This window comes from Candidatus Thiodictyon syntrophicum, assembly GCF_002813775.1.
GTDB lineage: Bacteria > Pseudomonadota > Gammaproteobacteria > Chromatiales > Chromatiaceae > Thiodictyon > Thiodictyon syntrophicum.
Window position 1 is genome coordinate 6,818,382 of record NZ_CP020370.1, and the last position, 18,915, is coordinate 6,837,296.

Genomic DNA, 18,915 nt, shown 5'->3' on the forward strand with positions numbered 1-18,915 from the left:
GCACATTATTCGGAGGCCGCACCCTCCAGGGCCGCCAGTTTCTTGCGCGCCTGTTGCTCCTGCTCCGGGTGCGGGACCGCCGGATACATGTTGTCCGCCGGCTTCACGTCCTTGAGATGGATGAACTGATCGGGGTGGTCGTAGCCCTTGGCCGTGGTCGGGCCGGTGGAGGCCCCGCGCAGATTCGGCGTCGGGTCGTCCGCGCAAGCGGGACCGAGCGCGAGCGCGGCGGCGAAAATGGCGCTGATCCAGGTGCCGGGGTTGCCCCGCGGTCGCCTGGCGGGCGCGTGGACCGGGTGGATGGGTCTCGGCATCGCGATGCCCTCTCTGCTCTTGGAGTATTGACGATGGAATGAGGCGCCGAGTGCCGCGGCTGTCCGTGGTCAATGAACCCGGTCGCGCCCGGGCGGGTGACGGCGGCCGCGATTCTAGCCGTTATGCGGTCTGTGGAGTAGTGGATTGTGCGCCATTCGGCGCGTTAACCCGCCGGATCGGGGGACCGTGGAGGGAGGCGCGCTGGCCCGCCCCGCCGTGCGAAGTCGAGGCTTTACCATGACAGTCAGGCCGGGAGCCCCTGGGGACGGCTTCAGCCGCCCTGCGAGGCCGCGGTAACCTGCTGCGACGTTGCGGCAGCTCGCGAGGCGTCGTCGCGGCTGAAGCCGCTCCCACAGCGTCGCTGCGCGACTGGCACGGATTGAGCCGCCGGCCGCGACAGTCTGCAGGTCCCATTCGAGAATTTGAGGCTTTGCTCTAACTGCTAAACTGCGAGCCCGGGTTGGCGTGGTCTTGGCCGGCGAGGCCCAACGTTCGGGGTGAAAAATCATGCGCGGGCTTCGCATCCACATTTTTGTTGGTTTGATGGCAGTGATTTTGCTGTCGGGTTGTGACTTTCTGTCGCTGGAGCAGGTGCCTGGTCCGGAGGCGATCCGGGGACGGATGGGGCGGTTCCTCGTGAACCCCGATCAGATTCGCGGGGTCTATCGGAATCTGGACATTGACTCGTTGGTCTTTACATACACTGCAAGAGTGGATGGGGAGACCGCATTCTGGGGCCGCCTGGAGGAGGGACTCCAAGGTTCGCGCTGGACAGAGACCGAACGCCGCGGGGCGATGCGTGAGTATCGTCGCTCCTATCGGGAAGGGGAGTGCGACGCCGAGCGGCCGGACCTGGCGATTTTCTCCAGTTTCGAGGTGGCCCGGGTGTTTTTCGACCCGACATCACAGACGGTCGCGATGGCCTACGTTCAAGCAGACGGCAGGTCCAGCGACATGACGTTTGAAGACACCGGCGAGAGTCAGTGGGTAGAGAAGGCGATCTGGCCTCGATTCCGAGATTTGGTCTCAGGAAAATAGGGCCAGGCAGCCCTTGCAGGTATCGGCGCAGACCTGATGCAGCGGTGGGACGGCGGCAACGCCGCTGCGTTTCAGCCGGTGATGCGGCGCTACGCCTGAGGCCGGTGCATGTCGTCAAGAACAATCGCCCGCTACGGCAAGTCCGCGATCCGTAGGGTCCGCTGTGCGGACCAACAGCCACGCGGGCAGCAAAGTGGCCGGGATTATGCTCAAGGCCCTAAGCGGCCTTGAGCATAATCCCGGCCACGGGGAAGTGTAGGTCGCCCTTCAGGGCGACCAGGCATCTGTTTTCCCGAAACCGTGGCCTGCCTCAGGTTTCCCCTCGACCGCCGGGTTCTGTCATGTTTCCAGACGTTTCCGACCCGATAGCTCAGGGCCGCACCCAGCAGGAACCGCCGAGCGTTCTGCTCGGAAGCGAACCCACGACCGGCCGCGGTGTCAGAATGACACCGGCCTGCTAGAATCCGTCTCGTCAAGAAATCCGAGGGCAAACCCCGTGTCGCACACCACCATCGAACGCGGCCGAATCACCGCCCGGGTGCCGCTCCGGGTCCAGGAGACGCTGGAACTCGCTGCCAGCCTGGTCGGGTCCACCGTCAACCAGTTCGTCGTGCAGTCGTCGCTGCGCGAAGCGGAACGGGTCATCGAACAGGAACAGGTGATCCGCCTGTCGGAACGGGACGCACGGGCCTTCCTGGACGCCATCGACAACCCGCCGCCGCCCAACCCGAAGCTGCTGGCGGCCCTTGCGGACTACGCGGCACGGCGCGATGATCAGATTGGAACCATTGACTGGTCGCCACGACCGAAGCGGGTTTGAGTGCGGCGTGGCCCCGTTGGACCTGTGGCTGCGGCAAACGGCCCTGCAGCACCAGGCGAAGGGGGTCTCCCGGACCTTCGTCGCCGTTCCTGCCGGTCAAGCCGCGGTCGACCACTTCGCGGCGGCAGGCCATCCGGAGCTTGGTCCGACGAGCATCCTCGGGTTCTACGCCCTGGCCGCCGCCGTCGCGCCGCTCACCGACCTGCCGCCCATCGCGGCCAAGCGCTATCCCCGCCAGGTCCCGGTCACGCGGCTCAGGCGCCTCGCCATCCGCCATGATCTTCAGGGCCAGGGGCTCGGCCGCCTGCTCCTGGCCGATGCGTTGAATCGCGCCCGGGATGCCGCGCCGTCGGTGGGCAGCGCCGGGGTCTTCGTGGATGCGAAAGACGACACGGCATCTCGCTTCTATCAGGGCTTCGGCTTTCAACCCTGCGCCGATGAGCCGCTCAAGCTATACCTACCCATCTGGTGACGCCGAACGGCAGGACACTCGAGCGGCTCATACCACAGATGCGCGCCAGCCTCGACACCTGCCCCACCAGCCCAACCCCAGACCAAGCAAGCGCCTTCCTCTCGGCGCCTCTGCGCCCCTGCGTGAACCTTCTTCGTCCCGCCCCAGGGGGTTAGAATCCCCTCACCCCACCAGTTGAGCGACGCACCCATGACGGACCTGCACGACCTCGAACTCCTGCTGCGCTCCACCACCCCGATCATCCTGATCGAGTCCACGGAGGAGCCGCGGGTGATTGCGCTCTTCGCCCAACTCGCCCTGCGCATAGCCCAGCCCGCCTGGCGCTGGTCGGTGACCGAGGGCCTGCGGCGGATCGAGTTCGATGCGGACACCGAGGTGCGGTTGACGGAGCCGACCCAGGTCCTGCGCTATCTGCGCTCCGGGGGCGAGGCCGGGGTCTATCTGCTGCTGGACTTCCACCCCTATCTGACTGAACCGCTCAACGTGCGTCTGCTCAAAGAGATCGCCCAGGACTACGGCGAGCACCCGCGGACCTTGGTCTTGGTGAGCTACGCCGTGGAGGTGCCGCCGGAGTTGCGCCACCTGTGCGCGCGCTGCGACCTGCGCCTGCCGGGGCGCAACCGCATCCTGACCCTGATCAGCGAGGAGGCCCAGGCCTGGAAGCAGTCCGGCGGCGGGGGTGTGCGCGCCGCCCGGGAGGCGGTCGAGCAGCTCGCCCAGAACCTGCTGGGCGTCACCGAGTCCGATGCGCGGCGCCTGATCCGCAACGCCATCCGCAACGATGGGGCCATCACGGCAGACGACGTGGCAGAGGTGAAACGGGCCAAGTACGAGTTGCTGAGCCCCGGGGGCCTCATCAGCTTCGAGTACGACACCCGCTCCTTCGCGGACGTGGCGGGGCTCGCGAACCTCAAGGCCTGGGTGGAGCGCCGCCGCGCGCCCTTTCTCGACCCCACCCGCACCCAGGATTTCCCGCGCGGCATCCTGCTCCTGGGCGTGCAGGGCGGCGGCAAGAGCCTGGCGGCCAAGGCCGTAGCGGGGCGCTTCGGGGTACCGCTCCTGCGGCTGGACTTCGGCACCCTTTACGACAAATACATCGGCGAGACCGAGAAAAACCTGCGCCGGGCGCTCGCCACCGCCGACCAGATGGCCCCCTGCTGTCTGTGGATCGACGAGATCGAGAAGGGCATCGCGACCGGCACCGAGGACGAGGGGGTGGGGCGGCGGGTGCTGGGGACGCTGCTGACCTGGATGGCGGAGCGCAACACCCGGGTCTTTTTGGTCGCCACCGCCAATGACATCGACCGGCTGCCGCCGGAACTGGTCCGCAAGGGGCGGATCGACGAGCTGTTCTTCATCGACCTGCCGGACGCGGCGGTGCGTGCCGCGGCCTTCGCCATCCACCTGCGGCGCCGCGGGCTCGACCCGGCCGGCTTCGACCTGCCGCGTCTGGCGCAGGCGAGCGAGGGCTTCACCGGGGCCGGGATCGAGCAGGCGGTGGTGTCCGCCCTCTATGCGGTGGAGGCGACGACCCGGGCGCCGGACACCTGCGCCTTGCTCAATGAGCTGGGCCGGACGCAGCCCCTTTCCGTGGTGATGGCAGAGCAGATCGAGGCACTGCGCGACTGGGCGCGGGAGCGTTGCGTACCGGCCCATTGACCCAGAGTCCGGGAATTGCTCACGCCAAGACGTCAAGAAGAAACAAAGGGATCTGCGCAGCATCCGGAGCGCCTGCGCTCCGGCAATCCGTCACAGGATATCTGTTTTCCCGAAAAATTTTTTCACCTTCTTGCCTTAACGAAGCTAACTCCGTGCCGGGCCGGAACTTCGGGTTAGCACAACTGCGGCGTCAACGCCTTTGCCGGCCAGTTGCGGCTTCGCCATCTCGCTGATCGCGAAGCAAATCTCGTGGGATACCTCAGGGTCTGTCCCCAGTTTCCAGTTTCCCAAGGTCATTCAAATCGAATATCGGGAGGTGAAAAGGTGAAAAAGACGACGATTTTGAACCTGATGCGCAGGGCCGCGCTGTCATTGGTCTTACTCGGTCAAGCCGGCGGGATCAGTACTGCCCAAGCCAACTACACGATGGGTTTTGAGGACAACACCGGGCTCGGCTCAGGACAGTTCTCGATCTGCATGCAGGGCTTCGCGACCGGCAAGCCATCCGGAGACCCGCCGCTGGGCCCGGCGCTGGTGATGAACGCAACCGGGAGATTCGAGCCACTGCCATCTGCGCCGGTCTCGGGTACGCCGACGCCCTACGTCCGCGTTTCGCCAGGCTCGACCCTGTTGACCTACAACAACGACGACTTCGGCATCGTCGGCTCGCGCGTGTACTTTTACATCAGCTCCAACACCGACTGCAAACCATACATGGTGACGTACAACGGAGGCGGCCAGCCGAGCGGGCCGGCGAACTCCGTGCTATCGCAGTATCCGCCGCATGCGTTCGTCGAGGGCACCGCGGGCAAGACCGGCGGCACCGCCGGCGATAAGCTGTACATCAACCTCTCGATGGTCGATTCGTTCCTGCTGCCGTCTGCGCTGACGGTCCGCAAGGCGAACGCGCCGGGAAACTACTCACGGGTCGGGCAGACGAATACCGAAAAGACCGGCCACTACTTCACTTGGGAACGGATTTACGCCGAGTACAAGGCCTGGATGGGGGCGGCGAACCGGCCTGGCCGCGTGCCGTACAAGGTGCTGGTGGAGGACTATGCGTCGCCCTATCCGCCGAACACCGGCGCCATTCGGAATCCGCACTCCTTCCTGATGCAGTTGCACCCCGGGGCGACGACCTTCCTGCCGAACGCTGCCGATCCGCTCAATGCCGTGTTCGAGGCCGCCCTGAACACCTTTTTCAGCCAGGCGATCCAGCTCGACGACACCACGAGCTTCATCGGGGCGAACTACACCGGGACGCCGGTCAGTGACCTGCCGTCCGGTAATCCGCAGATTCCCATGCTCAAGGGCATGGCGTTCTGCCAGACCGGAGTGACGCCCTGCACCAAGGACACGAGCGGTGCCATCTGGCTCTACAACCCGGTCGGCCTGACGGTTATGGCCAATGGCAGCAGCGTGATCCTCGGTCAGCGTGATAACACCGACCAGCACAAGCTGAATTTCACGCCGGCGCTGCAACTACCCGCCGGTCAGAGCCTGCTCGGCATGTACACGATGGGGGCCAAGGGAAACTGGTCCACCGGCAACTTCAAGGTCGCCTCCTGCACCCCGTCCTGCGACGGTCCGGCGTCCGTCCAATCGGTCACGCTCGCCGACGAGGCCGGCGACATTGCGACGGCCGACAGTCAGCAGTGGGTGTTCGGCACCTTGCCCCCCGGGATCGATGGTCGGTTCTCGAGCAGCGGCGACCAGGTCTTCGGCAACATGGGGGTATTCGGCGGCACGCTATCTCACGCGAATGCCAATCTTGGCAACCTGATCGTCTCCGCCTTCAACCGCGGCGTCGCAACGCTCGACACGCATTCGAGCTACTGGAGCGTCGAGACGAACTGGTATCCGGCGAATGCCGTGATCAACGAGTACTCGAACTTCCTGCACACCTTCGCTATGAACGGCAGCAACCTCTTCCAGTTGCCGACCGACACGGTTCCCCCGCCGGAGAACCAGTTCGCCCGCAGCAAGCAGGGGGCTCCGATGGGGATGGCTTATGGCTTCGCCTACGATGAAAACCCGGTCAATGGTGGTCCGTCGGCCTTCCAGGTGCCGTCGAAGTACGACGCGATCACGAGCCCGTCGACTCCACTGCCGGTCGGCGAGACGCTGTTGACACTGCGCTTCGGACGCTGGCCCGAAGCGACCGGCTACGAGATCCTGACGCTGACCAAGACCGACAACGGCGCGGTGTCGAGTTCGCCGGCCGGTATCGACTGCGAATCGACCTGCACCGCCGACGTCCTCAGTGCCATTGCGGGGACCAAGGTGACGCTCTCCGCCAAGCCCGACACCGGTTACCTGTTCGGCGGCTGGACCGGGGATTGCAGCGCCGCGGGAACGAGCCTCGACTGCGAAGTGACGATGACGAGCGCGAAGTCCGTGGGCGCCTCGTTCACACCGACGGCAAAGAACAAGATCGGCTTGAGCGTGACCGTCACCGGCAACGGCAAGGTCACCGGCTCGGACCTCAACTGCGATCCCGCCTGCAGCGGTCAGTTCGATATCGGGACGGTGGTGACGCTGACAGCGGCGGCATCGACCGGGTTGCAGTTCCAGGGCTGGACCGGCGACTGCAGCGGCACTTTGCTCACCTGCCAGCTCACGATGAGCGAGGATCGGTACGTCGGGGCCGCATTCGCCACCATCGGCTATTCCGCGCTGTCGGTGAGCCCGGTGCCGACGGGCGGAACCGTGACCAGCAACCCCGGCCCGATCAACTGCGGGCCATCGAGCAATGTGTGTATCGCCGGCTACTCGCCAGGCACCAAGGTCACTGTCGTCGCGATACCCGCCGCCGGCTACATATTCACCGGATGGACGGGTGATTGCCCGTCGAGCGGGACCGGCGTCTGCGACCTGACGATGAACGGCGCCCACCGCCTCGGTGCTCAGTTCGCCGAGACGTCGCTGTCCACACTGACCGTCCACGCCCACGGCGGAGGGGGCGTGCACAGTGTCGATGGGGGGATCAAATGCGGCACCGACTGCACGGAGTCTTACCCTGCGGGGGCTCGCGTCGTCCTCGCCGCGACGCCGGCGCCGGGCTACTACCTGCACTCGTGGACCGGCGCCTGTGCCGGAAGCGGCTCCTGCGAGGTGCCGATCGGCAGCCGCGAGTGGGTGGGTGCCGTGTTCGCCACCGGCGCCACCTCACTGCCGGTGCCGGTTCCGGCGCTGAGCGAGTGGGCACTGCTGTTGCTCAGCATCCTGACGCTAGGCACCGCCCTCGTGGTCATACGCGGCCGATGGCACGGCTGACCCGGCTGCAATGACCTGACCATCGACAACGAGTGCCGCGCGGCACTCGTTGTCTTTGCGGTCAATGGTCCACGCATTTCCATCGTGCGGTACTAATTGACCGTCGCGGTACTTGGCCGCCGCCCCACGGCCAGCACGTAATCAAAGGGTGCATACATCTGCTCCGCGGGGATGCTGCGCAGCAGCCATCCCACCGGGCCCAGGCGTCGGCGCAATCCGGGGTCCTCGACCAGGGCACTGTGCCAGCCCGGGAGCACCTGGTCGCGGATGGACGTCACCTGCACCGCCTCGAACCCGGCCGCGGCGAGCTTGGCGGCATAGACCTCGCGCGGGTAGACATTGGCGCGCGGCACCGCGAGTGCGGCGCGGGCCGCGCCGAACACCAAGGCCTGCAAGGGGTTCTGCCAGGGATCGGGATCGGGTCCGGACGGGATCGAGTCGGCGAGCACCAGGCGCCCGCCCGGGCGCAGCAGGCGGGCGGCCTCGGCGAAAAAGCGCTCGCGGGTGTCGAAGTGGAAGGCGCATTCGACCGCGGTGACCACGTCGCAACAGGCGTCGGGCAGTCCGGTCGCGGTGGCCGAGCCTTCGCGCAGATCGATCCGGTCCTCCAGGCCGAGTTTCCGGACCCGGGCCCGGGCCAGGCGCACCTGCTCGGGCGTGATGTTGAAGCCGATGATCCGCCGCGGGGCAAAGCGGCGGGTCCAGTAGATATCCTGCTCGGCGAACCCGAAGCCGACATCCACGACCTCGTCGGCATTGGTGATCTCGGCCGTACGGCCGACCAGCTCGACCATCGCCTCGCAGGCCTCGTCGATGGTCCGCGCCCCGTTCCAGTAGCCCAGGTTCAGGTACAGCCCGCGCTCGGTGAAGGCGTGGGTCGACGCCAGCCGGTAGAGCCAGCGCACCGGCAGGGTCGGGATGGTCATCCCGGCACCGCCATCGAATGCACACTTGGATTTGCTCACGGAAGTCTCCTTTCATGCGGTGTTGCCAAAAATAAGGTTCCTAAGGGCGGTGAAGGTCCCAATGGGAGCGGCGGGCGTCGCGGCTGAAGCCGCTCCCACCCGGTCCTGCGGTACGATCGGTGGCCTTGATCATGGTTCCGGCTGGCCATACGCGGTTGGAGTCCAAGGCTTCCGCCTTGGCCTGCCGATCCAAGGCTGAAGCCTTGGACTCCAGCGGACCGGCGCCGCGACTGGCCGGAACCGTGACCAAGGCCCGCTCGGTGTTCCGATGCCACGGCGTTGCGTCGCTTCACCCGGCCTGCCGCTTGAGGTGGATCAGCAGCAGCGAGACGGCGGCGGGCGTGACGCCCGGGATGCGCGCCGCCTGGCCCAGGGTCTGGGGGCGCACCCGGGCGAGCTTCTCGCGCACCTCCACGGAGAGGCCGCGGACCCCGGCGAAGTCGAAACCGTCCGGCAAGGGCTTGCACTCTTGGTCGCGCTGGCGGTCGATCTCCGCCTGCTGACGGCCGATGTAGCCGTCGTAGTGACATTGGATCTCGAGCTGCTCGGCGACGGCGGGGGCGACCGGGTGCGGCGGCTCGCCGGTCAGGCGCACAATGGCGGCCCAGTCGACCCGGGGGCGGGCCAGCAGGTCCAGGGCGCGGACCTCGCGGCGCAGGGGTTCGCCCAGGACGGCCTCCTGCGTGGCCTGCGGCACCGCGTGCGGTCGCACCCAGGTCTCGCGCAACCGCTCGCGCTCGCGGGCGATGGCCTCGCGCTTGCTGTCGAAGGCGCGCCACTGCGCCTCCCCGACCAGGCCGAGTCGATGCCCGATCTCGGTCAGGCGCAGGTCCGCGTTGTCCTCACGCAGCAACAGACGGTATTCGGCCCGACTGGTGAACATGCGATAGGGCTCGATGGTGCCGCGGGTGATGAGATCGTCCACCAGCACCCCCAGGTAGGCCTCATCGCGGCGTGGGTACCAGGGGTCCCGGCCCAGGACCCGCAGGGCGGCGTTGGCCCCGGCCAGCAGCCCCTGGGCAGCGGCCTCCTCGTAACCCGTGGTGCCGTTGATCTGGCCGGCAAAATACAGGTTCTCGAGGTGGTGGGTCGCGAGCGTCGCGTGCAGGTCGCGCGGGTCGAAGAAGTCGTATTCGATGGCGTAGCCGGGGCGGGTGAGGTGGGCCTGTTCAAAGCCCGCGATGGAGCGCACCAGGGCGACCTGGACGTCGTAGGGCAGGCTGGTGGAGATGCCGTTGGGATAGACCTCGTGGGTGGAAAGGCCCTCCGGCTCGACGAAGACCTGGTGACTGTCCTTGTCCGCGAAGCGCACCACCTTGTCCTCAATGGAGGGACAGTAGCGCGGGCCCACCCCCTCGATCAGACCGGTGTAGAGGGGTGAGCGGGAGAGTCCGCCGCGGATCAGGGCGTGCGTGCGGGGATTGGTGTGGGCGATGTGGCAACTGACTTGGCGCGGGTGATCGGCCGCGCTGCCGAGGAAGGAGAAGACGGGCGTGGGCTGGTCCCCCGGCTGTTCCTCCAGATGGGTGTAGTCGATGGTCCGACCGTCGATCCGCGGCGGTGTGCCGGTCTTCAGGCGGGCGCACCGCAGCGGCAGTTCGCGCAGGCGCCGCGCCAGGGCATTGGCCGGTGGATCGCCCGCCCGCCCGCCCTCATAATTGGCGAGCCCGACATGGATGCGGCCGGCCAGGAAGGTCCCGACGGTAAGCACCACCGCGCTGGACTTGAAACGCAGCCCCATCTGGGTGCAGACGCCGGTGACCTGTCCGTTTTCGATGATGAGGTCGTCGGCCGCCTGCTGAAAGATGGCGAGATTGGGCTGCGCCTCGCAGGCGGCGCGCACCGCCGCCTTGTAGAGTGCACGGTCGGCCTGGGCGCGGGTGGCACGCACTGCCGGCCCCTTGCTGGCGTTCAAGATGCGAAACTGGATCCCGGCGCGGTCCGCCGCCCGGGCCATGAGGCCCCCCAGGGCATCGAGCTCCCGAACCAGGTGACCCTTGCCGATGCCGCCGATGGCGGGGTTGCAGCTCATCTGGCCGATAGTCTCGACGTTGTGGGTCAGGAGCAGGGTGCGCACACCCAGGCGGGCGGCGGCCAGGGCCGCCTCGGTCCCCGCATGGCCGCCGCCGATGACGATGACATCGTATGAATCGGTCGCAAACATGAGGGGTGGTTCCAGGAATACGGACAAGGCTTTACAGTTTAACGCAAGCAGGCTTCCCCAAAACCATGGATTATCGTGATTTTCCTGTGCCACACCCCCTTGAGCGCCGGGGTTCGGACGCCGCGCCGGGGCGCGCGTGAGAGGGTCCGCACCGGCACCCATCCGGCCCTTGGCGACCAACCTGACACAACGGGTGCTGGACGCGGCGGGGCTCATCATCCTGGGCAAGGGGCGGGAGCTGCGCCTGGCGCTGGCCTGCCTGTTGGCGCGGGGCCACCTGCTGATCGAGGACCTGCCCGGGGTCGGCAAGACCACGCTCGCGCACCTGCTGGCGCGGTTGCTGGGGCTGCAATACTCGCGCATCCAGTTCACCAGCGACCTGCTGCCGGCGGACGTGATCGGGGTATCGGTCTACGAGCGCGAGCACGAGCGCTTCCGCTTTCACCCGGGGCCGGTGTTCGCCCAATTGGTGCTCGCCGATGAGATCAACCGCGCCACGCCGAAGGCCCAGAGCGCCCTGCTCGAGGCGATGGAGGAGCGACAGGTCACCGTGGATGGGGAGACCCGGCAATTGCCGGAGCCCTTCTTCGTAATTGCGACCCAGAATCCGTCCTACCAGATCGGGACCTTTCCGCTGCCGGAGTCTCAACTCGACCGCTTTCTGATGCGCATCCGGCTGGGCTATCCGCCCGCCGCCCAGGAAAAGGTCCTGCTGGCCGGGGAGGATCGGCGGATCATGGTGGAGCACCAGGTACCGGTCTTGTCCGTCGGTGAGTTGGCCGCGCTGCAGGCGTCGGTCACCCAGGTCCATGCCGCCGCTTCGATTATCGATTATTGCCTCGCTATCCTGCAATTCACCCGGCGCAGCGAGCGCTTTGTGCATGGACTCTCGCCCCGGGCGGGGGTCGGCCTGTTGCGGGCCGCCAAGGCCTGGGCGCTGCTCGAGGACCGTGCCTATGTGCTACCGGAGGACCTCCAGGCAGTCCTCCCGTCCTGCTGTATCCACCGGCTGGTCAGTGGCGACGGCAACGGGCGCCTGGACCACGACGAGGTGGCGACCCTGATCCTGTCATCGGTCCCGGTGCCGTGAACCTGCGCCGCCGGTTGCAAGCGCTGCTGCGGCACGAACCCGTCGGTACCGACGGGAGCGCCCGCATCGCCGCCCGCCGGATCTATATCCTGCCGACCCCGACCGGGCTCTGGTATGGGGGGGCGGTCTTTTTTATGCTCCTGGGATCGCTGAACTATCAGAACAACCTGGGGCTGTTGTTCGCCTTTTTTCTCGCCGCGACGGGACTGGTGGCGATGCACCATTGCTGGTTCAATCTGCTCGGGCTGGCGATCGGGGCGCGACCGGGACCGGCCGTATTCGCCGGGAGCCCGGCCCAGTTCGAGGTCACGCTGCGCAACGAACGCGCCGGACCCCGGTTTGATCTGCGCCTGGTAGGTGGGCTGGACCCCGTGGCCCCGGTCTTTCTCGGTGCCAGGGAGCAGTTGGTGGTCGTCCTCGGGGTGCCGACGCGAAGACGCGGGCTGCTGCCCCTGCCCGAGGTGCAGGTCGAGACCCGGCACCCGATGCACCTGTTTCGCGCCTGGTGCTTTGCGCAGACCGAGGCCAGTTGTCTGGTGTATCCCTATCCGGCACCGGCGGCACCGCCGCCCGCGCCGGACCCCGGTCGCGGGCGGCGCCCGGCGCTGCGCGGCGGCGAGGGCAGTGACGAGTACCTGGGACCGCGCGCCTATCGCTATGGGGACTCCCCCCGACACGTCGACTGGAAGGCCTTGGCGCGCGAGCGCGGCCTGATCGTCAAGCAGTTTGGCGGGGACGAGGGGTTGGATGTCTGGATCGATTGGGCGCGGGTCGCCGCGCCCGGGCTGGAGGACCGGATCAGCCTCTTGACCCGGCAGGTGCTGGACGCCGCCCGGTCCAACCTGCGTTTCGGCATGCGCCTGCCCGGGGTGCAGATCGGCCTGGATCGCGGCCAGGCGCACCGCGAGCGGTGCCTGCGCACCCTTGCCCTGTTCGATCAGGGGCTCGCTGGGCATGAAGAAGACCGGCGGCCGATGAACCTGGCGATGAACCATGGGCAAGCGCAAGCCTAACCCGATCGACGCCCGGCCCGAGCGCTACCAGACCCTCGCGGTTACCCTGACGGCGGCGGCCGCGTATCTGCCGCTCGCCCCCCATCTGGCGTGGCAGGTGTCGGTCTTCTGCGCGCTGATGCTTGGATTGCGGCTCGCGGCGCTGCGCTGGCCGGCCGCCACCCCGGGCACTTGGTCCCTATTGGCCTTGACGTTGGTCGGGGTGCTGAACTGTGTGCTCATCAACCACAGCCTGGTGGGCAAGGTCGGCGGCACCGCCCTGTTGGTTACCATGCTGGCGGTGAAGCTCCTGGAACTGCGCGACCGGCGTGACCACCGCATCGTGTCAATCGTGCTGGGTCTGCTGGTCGTGGTGCAGTTCCTGTTCGGGCAGGGGATCGGACTGACGCTCTTTTTGGGCCTGGTGGCGATCATGATCGTCGCCCTCCTGGTCGACCTCAACGGCGGTTTGGGGACCTCGCCGCTGCGTCGGACCGCGCGGGTCACAGTACAGGTCGTACTCCAGGCGGCGCCTCTGACACTGGTGCTGTTCCTGCTCTTTCCGCGCCTGAGCACGCCACTATGGAGCCTGGGTTTTGAGCGCGACCGGGCGACCATGGGGATGAGCGAAACCATGGAGCCTGGTTCAGTCAGTGAGCTGGTGGTCAATGGCGAGCTGGCGTTTCGCGCCCGCTTCCAGCAACCCCCGCCTGCCCCGGCACGGCTCTACTGGCGCGGCCTGGTGTTGTGGGAGGTTGACGATCGCCGCTGGTCAGCAGGGCGTGATCCACGCTATCCAAAAGGTGTCCCAGAACTGGCCCTGGCGGAGGATCTGATCGACTACGAGGTGGTGCTGGAGCCGTCCCAACGGCGCTGGCTGTTCGTCCTGGACCTACCCCTGGAATACCCGGCCGATACCATTCTGGGTCCCGCCTTTGCGTTGACTGCGACGACGGCACTGACCACCGCCAAGCGCTATGGTGCACGCTCAGCACTGCGCTACCGGACCCCGGACCCACCCGCGGGCGAGCGGCGTTACGCGCTGCGGTTACCGCCCTCCGTCAGCGGGCGCGAACGGGCGCTGGTGGCGGAGTGGGCGCGCAGCGCCCGTTCGGATTGGGACCTGGTGCAGTCCGGACTTGCCTACTTTGCGCGCGAGGATTTCCACTACACCCTGGTGCCGCCAAGGCTCGGGGCCAACACCTGGGATGAGTTTCTGTTTGAGACCCGCAGCGGCTTCTGCGAGCACTACGCCGGCAGCTTCGCACTCCTGATGCGCATCGCCGGGGTGCCGTCGCGGGTCGTGCTGGGGTATCTGGGCGGAGAACCCAATCGCATCGGCGGCTACCACATGATCTGGCAGTCCGACGCCCACGCCTGGGTGGAGGTCGCCATTGAGGGGCGCGGCTGGGTGCGAGTAGACCCGACGAGCGCGGTTGCGCCGTCGCGGATCGATAATCAGAGCGCCTCCCGATTACTCGGGGCCGCCGCCCCGCTGCGCTTCCAGATCGATCCGCTGGGGGCCTTCGGCCGAAGTATCCGGCAACTGCGTAACCTGGCCGATAGTCTGGATGCGGTCTGGCAGGAGACGGTGCTGGACTTCTCGGGCGAACGTCAGGACCAGATCCTCGAGCAGTTGGGACTGCGCGACTACGGCCAGTTCGCCCTGGCGGCTATCATGGTCTCCACCGGCTCATTGGTGATGGGCCTGGTCCTGTTCGCACTCATGCGACAGGCGCAGCCGATAGACCAGGCCACGCGCGACTATTGCCGTTTTTGCGATCGGTTAGCGGGGATCGGCCTGAGGAGAGCGACGAGCGAAGGCCCGCGGGACTTCGGACGCCGCGTGGTCGCTGCCCGGCCGGATCTCGCGGCCCAGGTGGGGCGTATTCTGTCGCTGTATGTCAGCGGGCGCTATATGGCAAAGCGCGGCAACCGGGATCAGGAGCGCCTTGCGCAAGAGGTCCGGCGCTTCCGCCCTCGGCGGCTTCGGGCATCTTAGAAAGAACAGTCGCAATGCTACTTGCCGATGCAGAAGCTGGAAAAGATGCGCTCGAGCAGGTCGTCTGGTGTGACCTCACCGGTGATCTCCCCGCAGGCTCGCTGCGCCTCGAGCAATTCCAGGGCAACGACCTCAACTCCAATGCCGCTGTCCAATGCGTGGGCGGCACGTTGTATAGCGTCCAGACCACGCCGCAAGGCATCCAGATGCCGGCGGCGAGCGACGAATGCACCTTCGCCGATCCCCTCGACCCCGGCCTTTGACTTCACATGTTGCCGCAATTCGGCGAGGCCGCGTCCGGTCAGGGCCGAGAGGGGTATAACGGGCAGCTCATTCGGGAGAGGCGAATCATCGTCGGGCGGCACCAGATCGATCTTATTGCGTATGAGTGTTACCGGGATCGCCGGGGGGAGCGCGGACAGTTCATTTGGTTCAAGTCCCAGTCTGGTATCGTAGACCCAGAGGATCAGGTCCGCGTGCTCGAGTTGTCTACAGGCGCGCCGCACACCTTCGAGTTCTACCGGCTCCGTGGTCTCCCGGATACCCGCGGTATCGATGAGCTTAACGGGCAGCCCATCGATCTGCATGTCGCACCGCAGCAGATCCCGCGTGGTGCCGGGCACCGGGGTGACGATGGCGGCATCGTATTGCAATAAGGCGTTGAGCAGGCTCGACTTGCCGGAATTGGGCCGGCCCGCGATGACGACGGTCAGGCCGTCGCGGATACGCTCCCCCTGATGGGCTTCGGTCAGAATTATGCGTGCGCCGGCTAGCAGTTCGGTCAGATCGAGGCGGATCTTTGCCCGAGAGTGAGGATCGATCTCGTCCTCGGGAAAGTCGAGTGTTGCTTCGAGATAGGTCCGCAGGTGGATCAGTTGATCGACCAGGCAACGGATGCGTGTTGAGAAGGCCCCTTGGAGGCTGCGGATCGACAACCGCGCCGTCAGCGCAGTCGCGCTTTCGATAAGGTCGGCAATGGCCTCGGCCTGAATCAGGTCGAGTTTGCCGTTGAGATAGGCGCGTTGGGTGAATTCTCCTGGGCGTGCCAGGCGTGCACCGAGCTCAAGACAGCGGCTCAGTAACAGGTCCAGGACAATAGGTCCGCCATGGCCTTGGAGTTCAAGGCTATCCTCACCCGTAAAGGAGGCAGGTCCGCGGTAAAAAATGGCCAGGCCTTGATCGATCGGCTGTCCCTTGGTATCGCGAAAGGAGTATAGGCAAGCATGGCGGGCCTTGGGCAGTCGCCCGAGCACGCCTCGAGAAATTTTTTTTGCCCCCGGTCCACTGACGCGAATCACACCGATGCCGCCCACGCCGGGGGGCGTGGCGATAGCGGCAATGGTGTCAGCGCCCACGCCCTGTTCCCAGCCAACCAGGATCGTCGATCACCGCTTGCGTTTGGCCGTTTCCTTTTCAAGATTCCGGGTAATGTGCCACTGTTGCGCAATGGACAGGACGTTGTTCACAGTCCAGTACAGCACCAGACCCGACGGGAAGAACGCGAAAAACACCGTGAAGATGAACGGCAAGCTCATCATGATCTTCGCTTGCATCGGGTCCGGCGGTGCCGGGTTGAGCTTCGACTGCACGAACATCGAAATGCCCATGATCAGGGGCAGTACGTAGTAGGGATCGGGCGCGGACAGGTTATCGATCCACAGGATAAAGGGCGCCTGACGCAACTCGACACTTTCCAGCAATACCCAATACAGGGCGATAAAAACAGGAATCTGCACAACGATCGGCAGACAACCACCGAGCGGATTGATCTTTTCGGTCTTGTACAGTTCCATCATGGCCTGATTCAAACGCTCCTTGTCGTCCCCATACCGATCCTTCAGTGCCGCCATCCGCGGAGTCAACTGGCGCATGTTCGCCATGGACTTATAGCTGGTCTCGGACAACTTGTAGAAGGCGAGCTTGATCAGGATCGTCAGCACGATGATCGACCACCCCCAGTTCCCGACCACGCCGTAGATCTGATCCAAGAGCCAGTGAATCGGTTGGGCGATAACGGTCAACCAGCCGTAGTCGACGGTGAGTCCCAGGCCGGGGGCGATCTTGTCGAGCGTGTCGGGCAGTTTCGGTCCGAGAAACAGCTGATTCGGGAAGGACTGAGTGGCACCGGGTGCGATCGTCACAGCGGGCGAAAACTGCCCGATGACATAACGATTCCCATCCAGAACATTGGTGTAAAAGCTCTCTTCCACCCCGCGTGGCGGGATCCAGGCAGCCAGGAAATAATGCTGAATCATCGCGATCCAGCCGTCACTGACCTGACCGTAGAGCTTTTGCCCCTGTGCGTCCTTACTATCCTTGAAATTGGCAAAGGGGACCTTCTTGTACTTGTCTATCGGACTGTAATAAACACCGCCAGTGTAGGTACTGATAAAACGTGACGCGTTTGGGTCCTGATATTCAGTCCGCTGCAGTTGCGTATATTCCCGTGCCACCAACGGTTTAGCCGTCGTGTTCTCAACCTCCTGGCTGGTCTCAACCAGATAACTGCCCCGCTTGAAAAGCAGGCTCTTGCGAACCTTGATGCCCGCGTCGTTGGTCCAGGTCAACTCGACCGGTAACGTCGACTGATCGGCCCCGAGCCGATAGTGCCGGGACGCACTGGAAAAAATTGCATCATAGCCAGGCAGCGCATCGGCGCTGGTACCGATCGGAATCAGGCCCGACTCCGCAACAAAAAAATTCGGCGGTTCAGGCTTCAGAAGACGAACCTTGTCCGCCTGGTCCTCGGGGGACACCGGATAATCGAGAAGCCACGCACTAGTGACAGAGCCGCCGCGCAGCGAGATCTCGGCGCGCAACACGTCCGTTTCGACGGTAATCACCTGTCCCCCGGTCGGGCCAGCCTGAGCCCCCAGGGATGGGACGCCGATCCGGCCGGTTGCGGAATCTGCCGGCACGACTGGGACCTGAGGGGCAGCTGCCCCGGTCGGCGTCGTCTGGGACTCGGACAGTGTGACGGCGGGGCCCTTGCTGATCTGCCCGGTATCATGCACCCATGCCTGATAGATGAGCAGCAAGACGGCGGCCAGCGAGACGATAAGGACCAGGCGGAGGTTTTCCATTGGAATTACTGCTTTTTAGGTGGAACCGGGTCAAGCCCGCCGGGATGCCAGGGATGGCATCTGGAGAGGCGGCGCACTCCCAGATAGAGTCCCTTGAAAATACCGTGGCGCTCAATGGCCCCAATCGTGTAGTGGGAGCAGGTCGGGTAGAACCGGCAATGCGGGCCGATCAGTGGGCTGATCACCACCTGATAGAATTTAATCAGTAGAATCAAGAGTCGACCCATATTTTGCCTAACACCTTCTGCCACGCTCGGTCCAAACCTGAAAACAGCTCCGGATTCGTGAGCTGCTTCGCCTTCGGCGCGCACAGCATCACGACGTCAACCGCGGGCAGTCGCTGCGCGCGAGCGCGAAAGCTCTCGCGGGCGATTCGCTTCAATTTGTTGCGATCGACCGCTCGGGAACAACACCGCTTTGAAATTGCGAGCCCAAGTCGCGCCCGTCCCAGCCCATTGGCCCTGGCAACGACCAGGAACCCACCCCCGTCGAAGCGCTGTGGCTTAGCGAAGACGCGCTTGAACTGCCCGGCGTCACCCATCCGTGACAATTTTTCAAAGCGGTGGTTGCGCGTTGCGGACTCGGCTGGGATGGCCGACTTTTCCGCCGAAGGCGTGCCGACCGGCACGGGCCTCAGGGGGCTAAACGTACACGCCCCTTCGCACGGCGGGCGCTGAGGACCTTGCGGCCGTTGCGTGTGGCGCTACGTGCGCGGAATCCGTGGGTGCGGGCGCGCTTGATGCGGCTCGGTTGAAAGGTGCGTTTCATGACGAGAGTCTCTGCAAGAGGCTAGGCGACGTCCTCGCAGACGTCGGGAAAAAGACGTAGGAACATAATCGGTTTGCTCGGCCGTGTCAACGACATTAGCGCCTTCTCAGTGGTGCGAGCGTTGTGGATAACTCCGGAACGGGGCGCTAGACTGGGCCATGCCGCTCGCTCAGTTCGGGCCGCCAGGCTGCCCGTAGTGATCGCTGGTCGGCCCTGCGCGGCGACCGTGTCGAGGGTAATATTAGGTTCAAAGTAGTCACTGGGGGAAGGT

At 65.4% G+C, this 18,915-nt stretch carries 16 protein-coding genes; 8 read left to right on the plus strand and 8 right to left on the minus strand.

Translation table 11 applies throughout. From position 1 onward, the window contains the following. Positions 1–5: 5 nt before the first annotated feature. Positions 6–314 carry a hypothetical protein gene (locus tag THSYN_RS35555; protein ID WP_216644646.1) on the minus strand — a complete coding sequence of 103 codons (309 nt, stop codon included), beginning with the start codon at positions 312–314 and terminating at the stop codon, positions 6–8. Between the two features lie 508 nt (positions 315–822). On the opposite strand from THSYN_RS35555, the gene THSYN_RS29225 reads away from it, so the two are divergent. The 5 genes from THSYN_RS29225 (at position 823) to THSYN_RS29245 (ending at position 7,580) form a co-directional block, all read left to right on the plus strand. After that, positions 823–1,353, plus strand: coding sequence for a hypothetical protein (locus tag THSYN_RS29225; RefSeq protein WP_100922222.1), 531 nt, complete (start codon positions 823–825; stop codon positions 1,351–1,353). 496 nt (positions 1,354–1,849) lie between these two features. Beyond that, on the plus strand, positions 1,850–2,173 hold the full coding sequence (locus THSYN_RS29230) for a type II toxin-antitoxin system TacA family antitoxin (RefSeq protein ID WP_100922223.1): 324 nt from the start codon (positions 1,850–1,852) through the stop codon (positions 2,171–2,173). A 7-nt stretch (positions 2,174–2,180) separates the two neighbouring features. After that, on the plus strand, positions 2,181–2,645 hold the full coding sequence (locus THSYN_RS29235; protein WP_157818003.1) for a GNAT family N-acetyltransferase: 465 nt from the start codon (positions 2,181–2,183) through the stop codon (positions 2,643–2,645). Between the two features lie 189 nt (positions 2,646–2,834). Beyond that, a complete protein-coding gene (locus THSYN_RS29240) occupies positions 2,835–4,304 on the plus strand; it encodes an AAA family ATPase (protein WP_100922225.1) in 1,470 nt (489 codons plus the stop codon). Positions 4,305–4,628: 324 nt separating this feature from the next. Continuing rightward, a complete protein-coding gene (locus THSYN_RS29245; RefSeq protein WP_100922226.1) occupies positions 4,629–7,580 on the plus strand; it encodes an IPTL-CTERM sorting domain-containing protein in 2,952 nt (983 codons plus the stop codon). Between the two features lie 92 nt (positions 7,581–7,672). Here THSYN_RS29245 and THSYN_RS29250 read toward each other — a convergent pair whose 3' ends face one another. Both THSYN_RS29250 and mnmG read right to left on the minus strand, forming a co-directional pair. Beyond that, on the minus strand, positions 7,673–8,545 hold the full coding sequence (locus tag THSYN_RS29250; protein WP_100922227.1) for an SAM-dependent methyltransferase: 873 nt from the start codon (positions 8,543–8,545) through the stop codon (positions 7,673–7,675). Positions 8,546–8,834: 289 nt separating this feature from the next. After that, positions 8,835–10,709 (minus strand): tRNA uridine-5-carboxymethylaminomethyl(34) synthesis enzyme MnmG, encoded by a 1,875-nt coding sequence (gene mnmG, locus THSYN_RS29255; RefSeq protein ID WP_100922228.1) that lies wholly within the window; start codon positions 10,707–10,709, stop codon positions 8,835–8,837. Between the two features lie 169 nt (positions 10,710–10,878). Here mnmG and THSYN_RS29260 point away from each other — a divergent pair, with 169 nt between their 5' ends. The 3 genes from THSYN_RS29260 to THSYN_RS29270 are packed head-to-tail and all read left to right on the plus strand — an operon-like array spanning position 10,879 to position 14,793. Further along, positions 10,879–11,799, plus strand: coding sequence for an AAA family ATPase (locus THSYN_RS29260; protein WP_236848749.1), 921 nt, complete (start codon positions 10,879–10,881; stop codon positions 11,797–11,799). Beyond that, positions 11,796–12,812: a DUF58 domain-containing protein gene (locus THSYN_RS29265; protein WP_236848750.1), complete on the plus strand. Its 1,017-nt coding sequence runs from the start codon at positions 11,796–11,798 to the stop codon at positions 12,810–12,812. The genes THSYN_RS29260 and THSYN_RS29265 overlap by 4 nt, the downstream gene beginning before the upstream one ends. Next, entirely contained in the window at positions 12,793–14,793 is a 2,001-nt protein-coding gene (locus tag THSYN_RS29270; protein WP_100922229.1) for a transglutaminase TgpA family protein, read from the plus strand. The genes THSYN_RS29265 and THSYN_RS29270 overlap by 20 nt, the downstream gene beginning before the upstream one ends. A 17-nt stretch (positions 14,794–14,810) precedes the next feature. On the opposite strand, the gene mnmE is transcribed toward THSYN_RS29270, so the two are convergent. The 5 genes from mnmE to rpmH all read right to left on the minus strand — a co-directional run bounded on the left by mnmE (position 14,811) and on the right by rpmH (position 18,644). Further along, positions 14,811–16,148 carry a tRNA uridine-5-carboxymethylaminomethyl(34) synthesis GTPase MnmE gene (gene mnmE / locus THSYN_RS29275; RefSeq protein WP_100922230.1) on the minus strand — a complete coding sequence of 446 codons (1,338 nt, stop codon included), beginning with the start codon at positions 16,146–16,148 and terminating at the stop codon, positions 14,811–14,813. Between the two features lie 30 nt (positions 16,149–16,178). Beyond that, a complete protein-coding gene (gene yidC, locus THSYN_RS29280) occupies positions 16,179–17,876 on the minus strand; it encodes a membrane protein insertase YidC (RefSeq protein ID WP_100922231.1) in 1,698 nt (565 codons plus the stop codon). Between the two features lie 5 nt (positions 17,877–17,881). Beyond that, positions 17,882–18,103, minus strand: coding sequence for a membrane protein insertion efficiency factor YidD (gene yidD / locus THSYN_RS29285; protein ID WP_100922232.1), 222 nt, complete (start codon positions 18,101–18,103; stop codon positions 17,882–17,884). Beyond that, the gene (gene rnpA, locus THSYN_RS29290; RefSeq protein WP_100922233.1) at positions 18,088–18,417 is read right to left on the minus strand and encodes a ribonuclease P protein component; all 330 of its coding nucleotides are present in this window, start codon (positions 18,415–18,417) and stop codon (positions 18,088–18,090) included. Before rnpA ends, yidD begins: the two co-directional genes overlap by 16 nt. A 92-nt stretch (positions 18,418–18,509) precedes the next feature. Next, positions 18,510–18,644: a 50S ribosomal protein L34 gene (gene rpmH / locus THSYN_RS29295; RefSeq protein ID WP_100922234.1), complete on the minus strand. Its 135-nt coding sequence runs from the start codon at positions 18,642–18,644 to the stop codon at positions 18,510–18,512. Positions 18,645–18,915 lie beyond the last annotated feature (271 nt).

Excerpts from the sequence above, each read along its gene's own strand:
- yidC (WP_100922231.1), bottom strand. The coding sequence starts at position 17,876 with ATGGAAAACCTCCGCCTGGTCCTTATCGTCTCGCTGGCCGCCGTCTTG.
- rpmH (WP_100922234.1), bottom strand. The coding sequence starts at position 18,644 with ATGAAACGCACCTTTCAACCGAGCCGCATCAAGCGCGCCCGCACCCAC.
- THSYN_RS29225 (WP_100922222.1), top strand. The coding sequence starts at position 823 with ATGCGCGGGCTTCGCATCCACATTTTTGTTGGTTTGATGGCAGTGATT.
- mnmG (WP_100922228.1), bottom strand. The coding sequence starts at position 10,709 with ATGTTTGCGACCGATTCATACGATGTCATCGTCATCGGCGGCGGCCAT.
- rnpA (WP_100922233.1), bottom strand. The coding sequence starts at position 18,417 with ATGGGTGACGCCGGGCAGTTCAAGCGCGTCTTCGCTAAGCCACAGCGC.
- THSYN_RS29270 (WP_100922229.1), top strand. The coding sequence starts at position 12,793 with ATGGGCAAGCGCAAGCCTAACCCGATCGACGCCCGGCCCGAGCGCTAC.
- THSYN_RS29240 (WP_100922225.1), top strand. The coding sequence starts at position 2,835 with ATGACGGACCTGCACGACCTCGAACTCCTGCTGCGCTCCACCACCCCG.
- yidD (WP_100922232.1), bottom strand. The coding sequence starts at position 18,103 with ATGGGTCGACTCTTGATTCTACTGATTAAATTCTATCAGGTGGTGATC.
- THSYN_RS35555 (WP_216644646.1), bottom strand. The coding sequence starts at position 314 with ATGCCGAGACCCATCCACCCGGTCCACGCGCCCGCCAGGCGACCGCGG.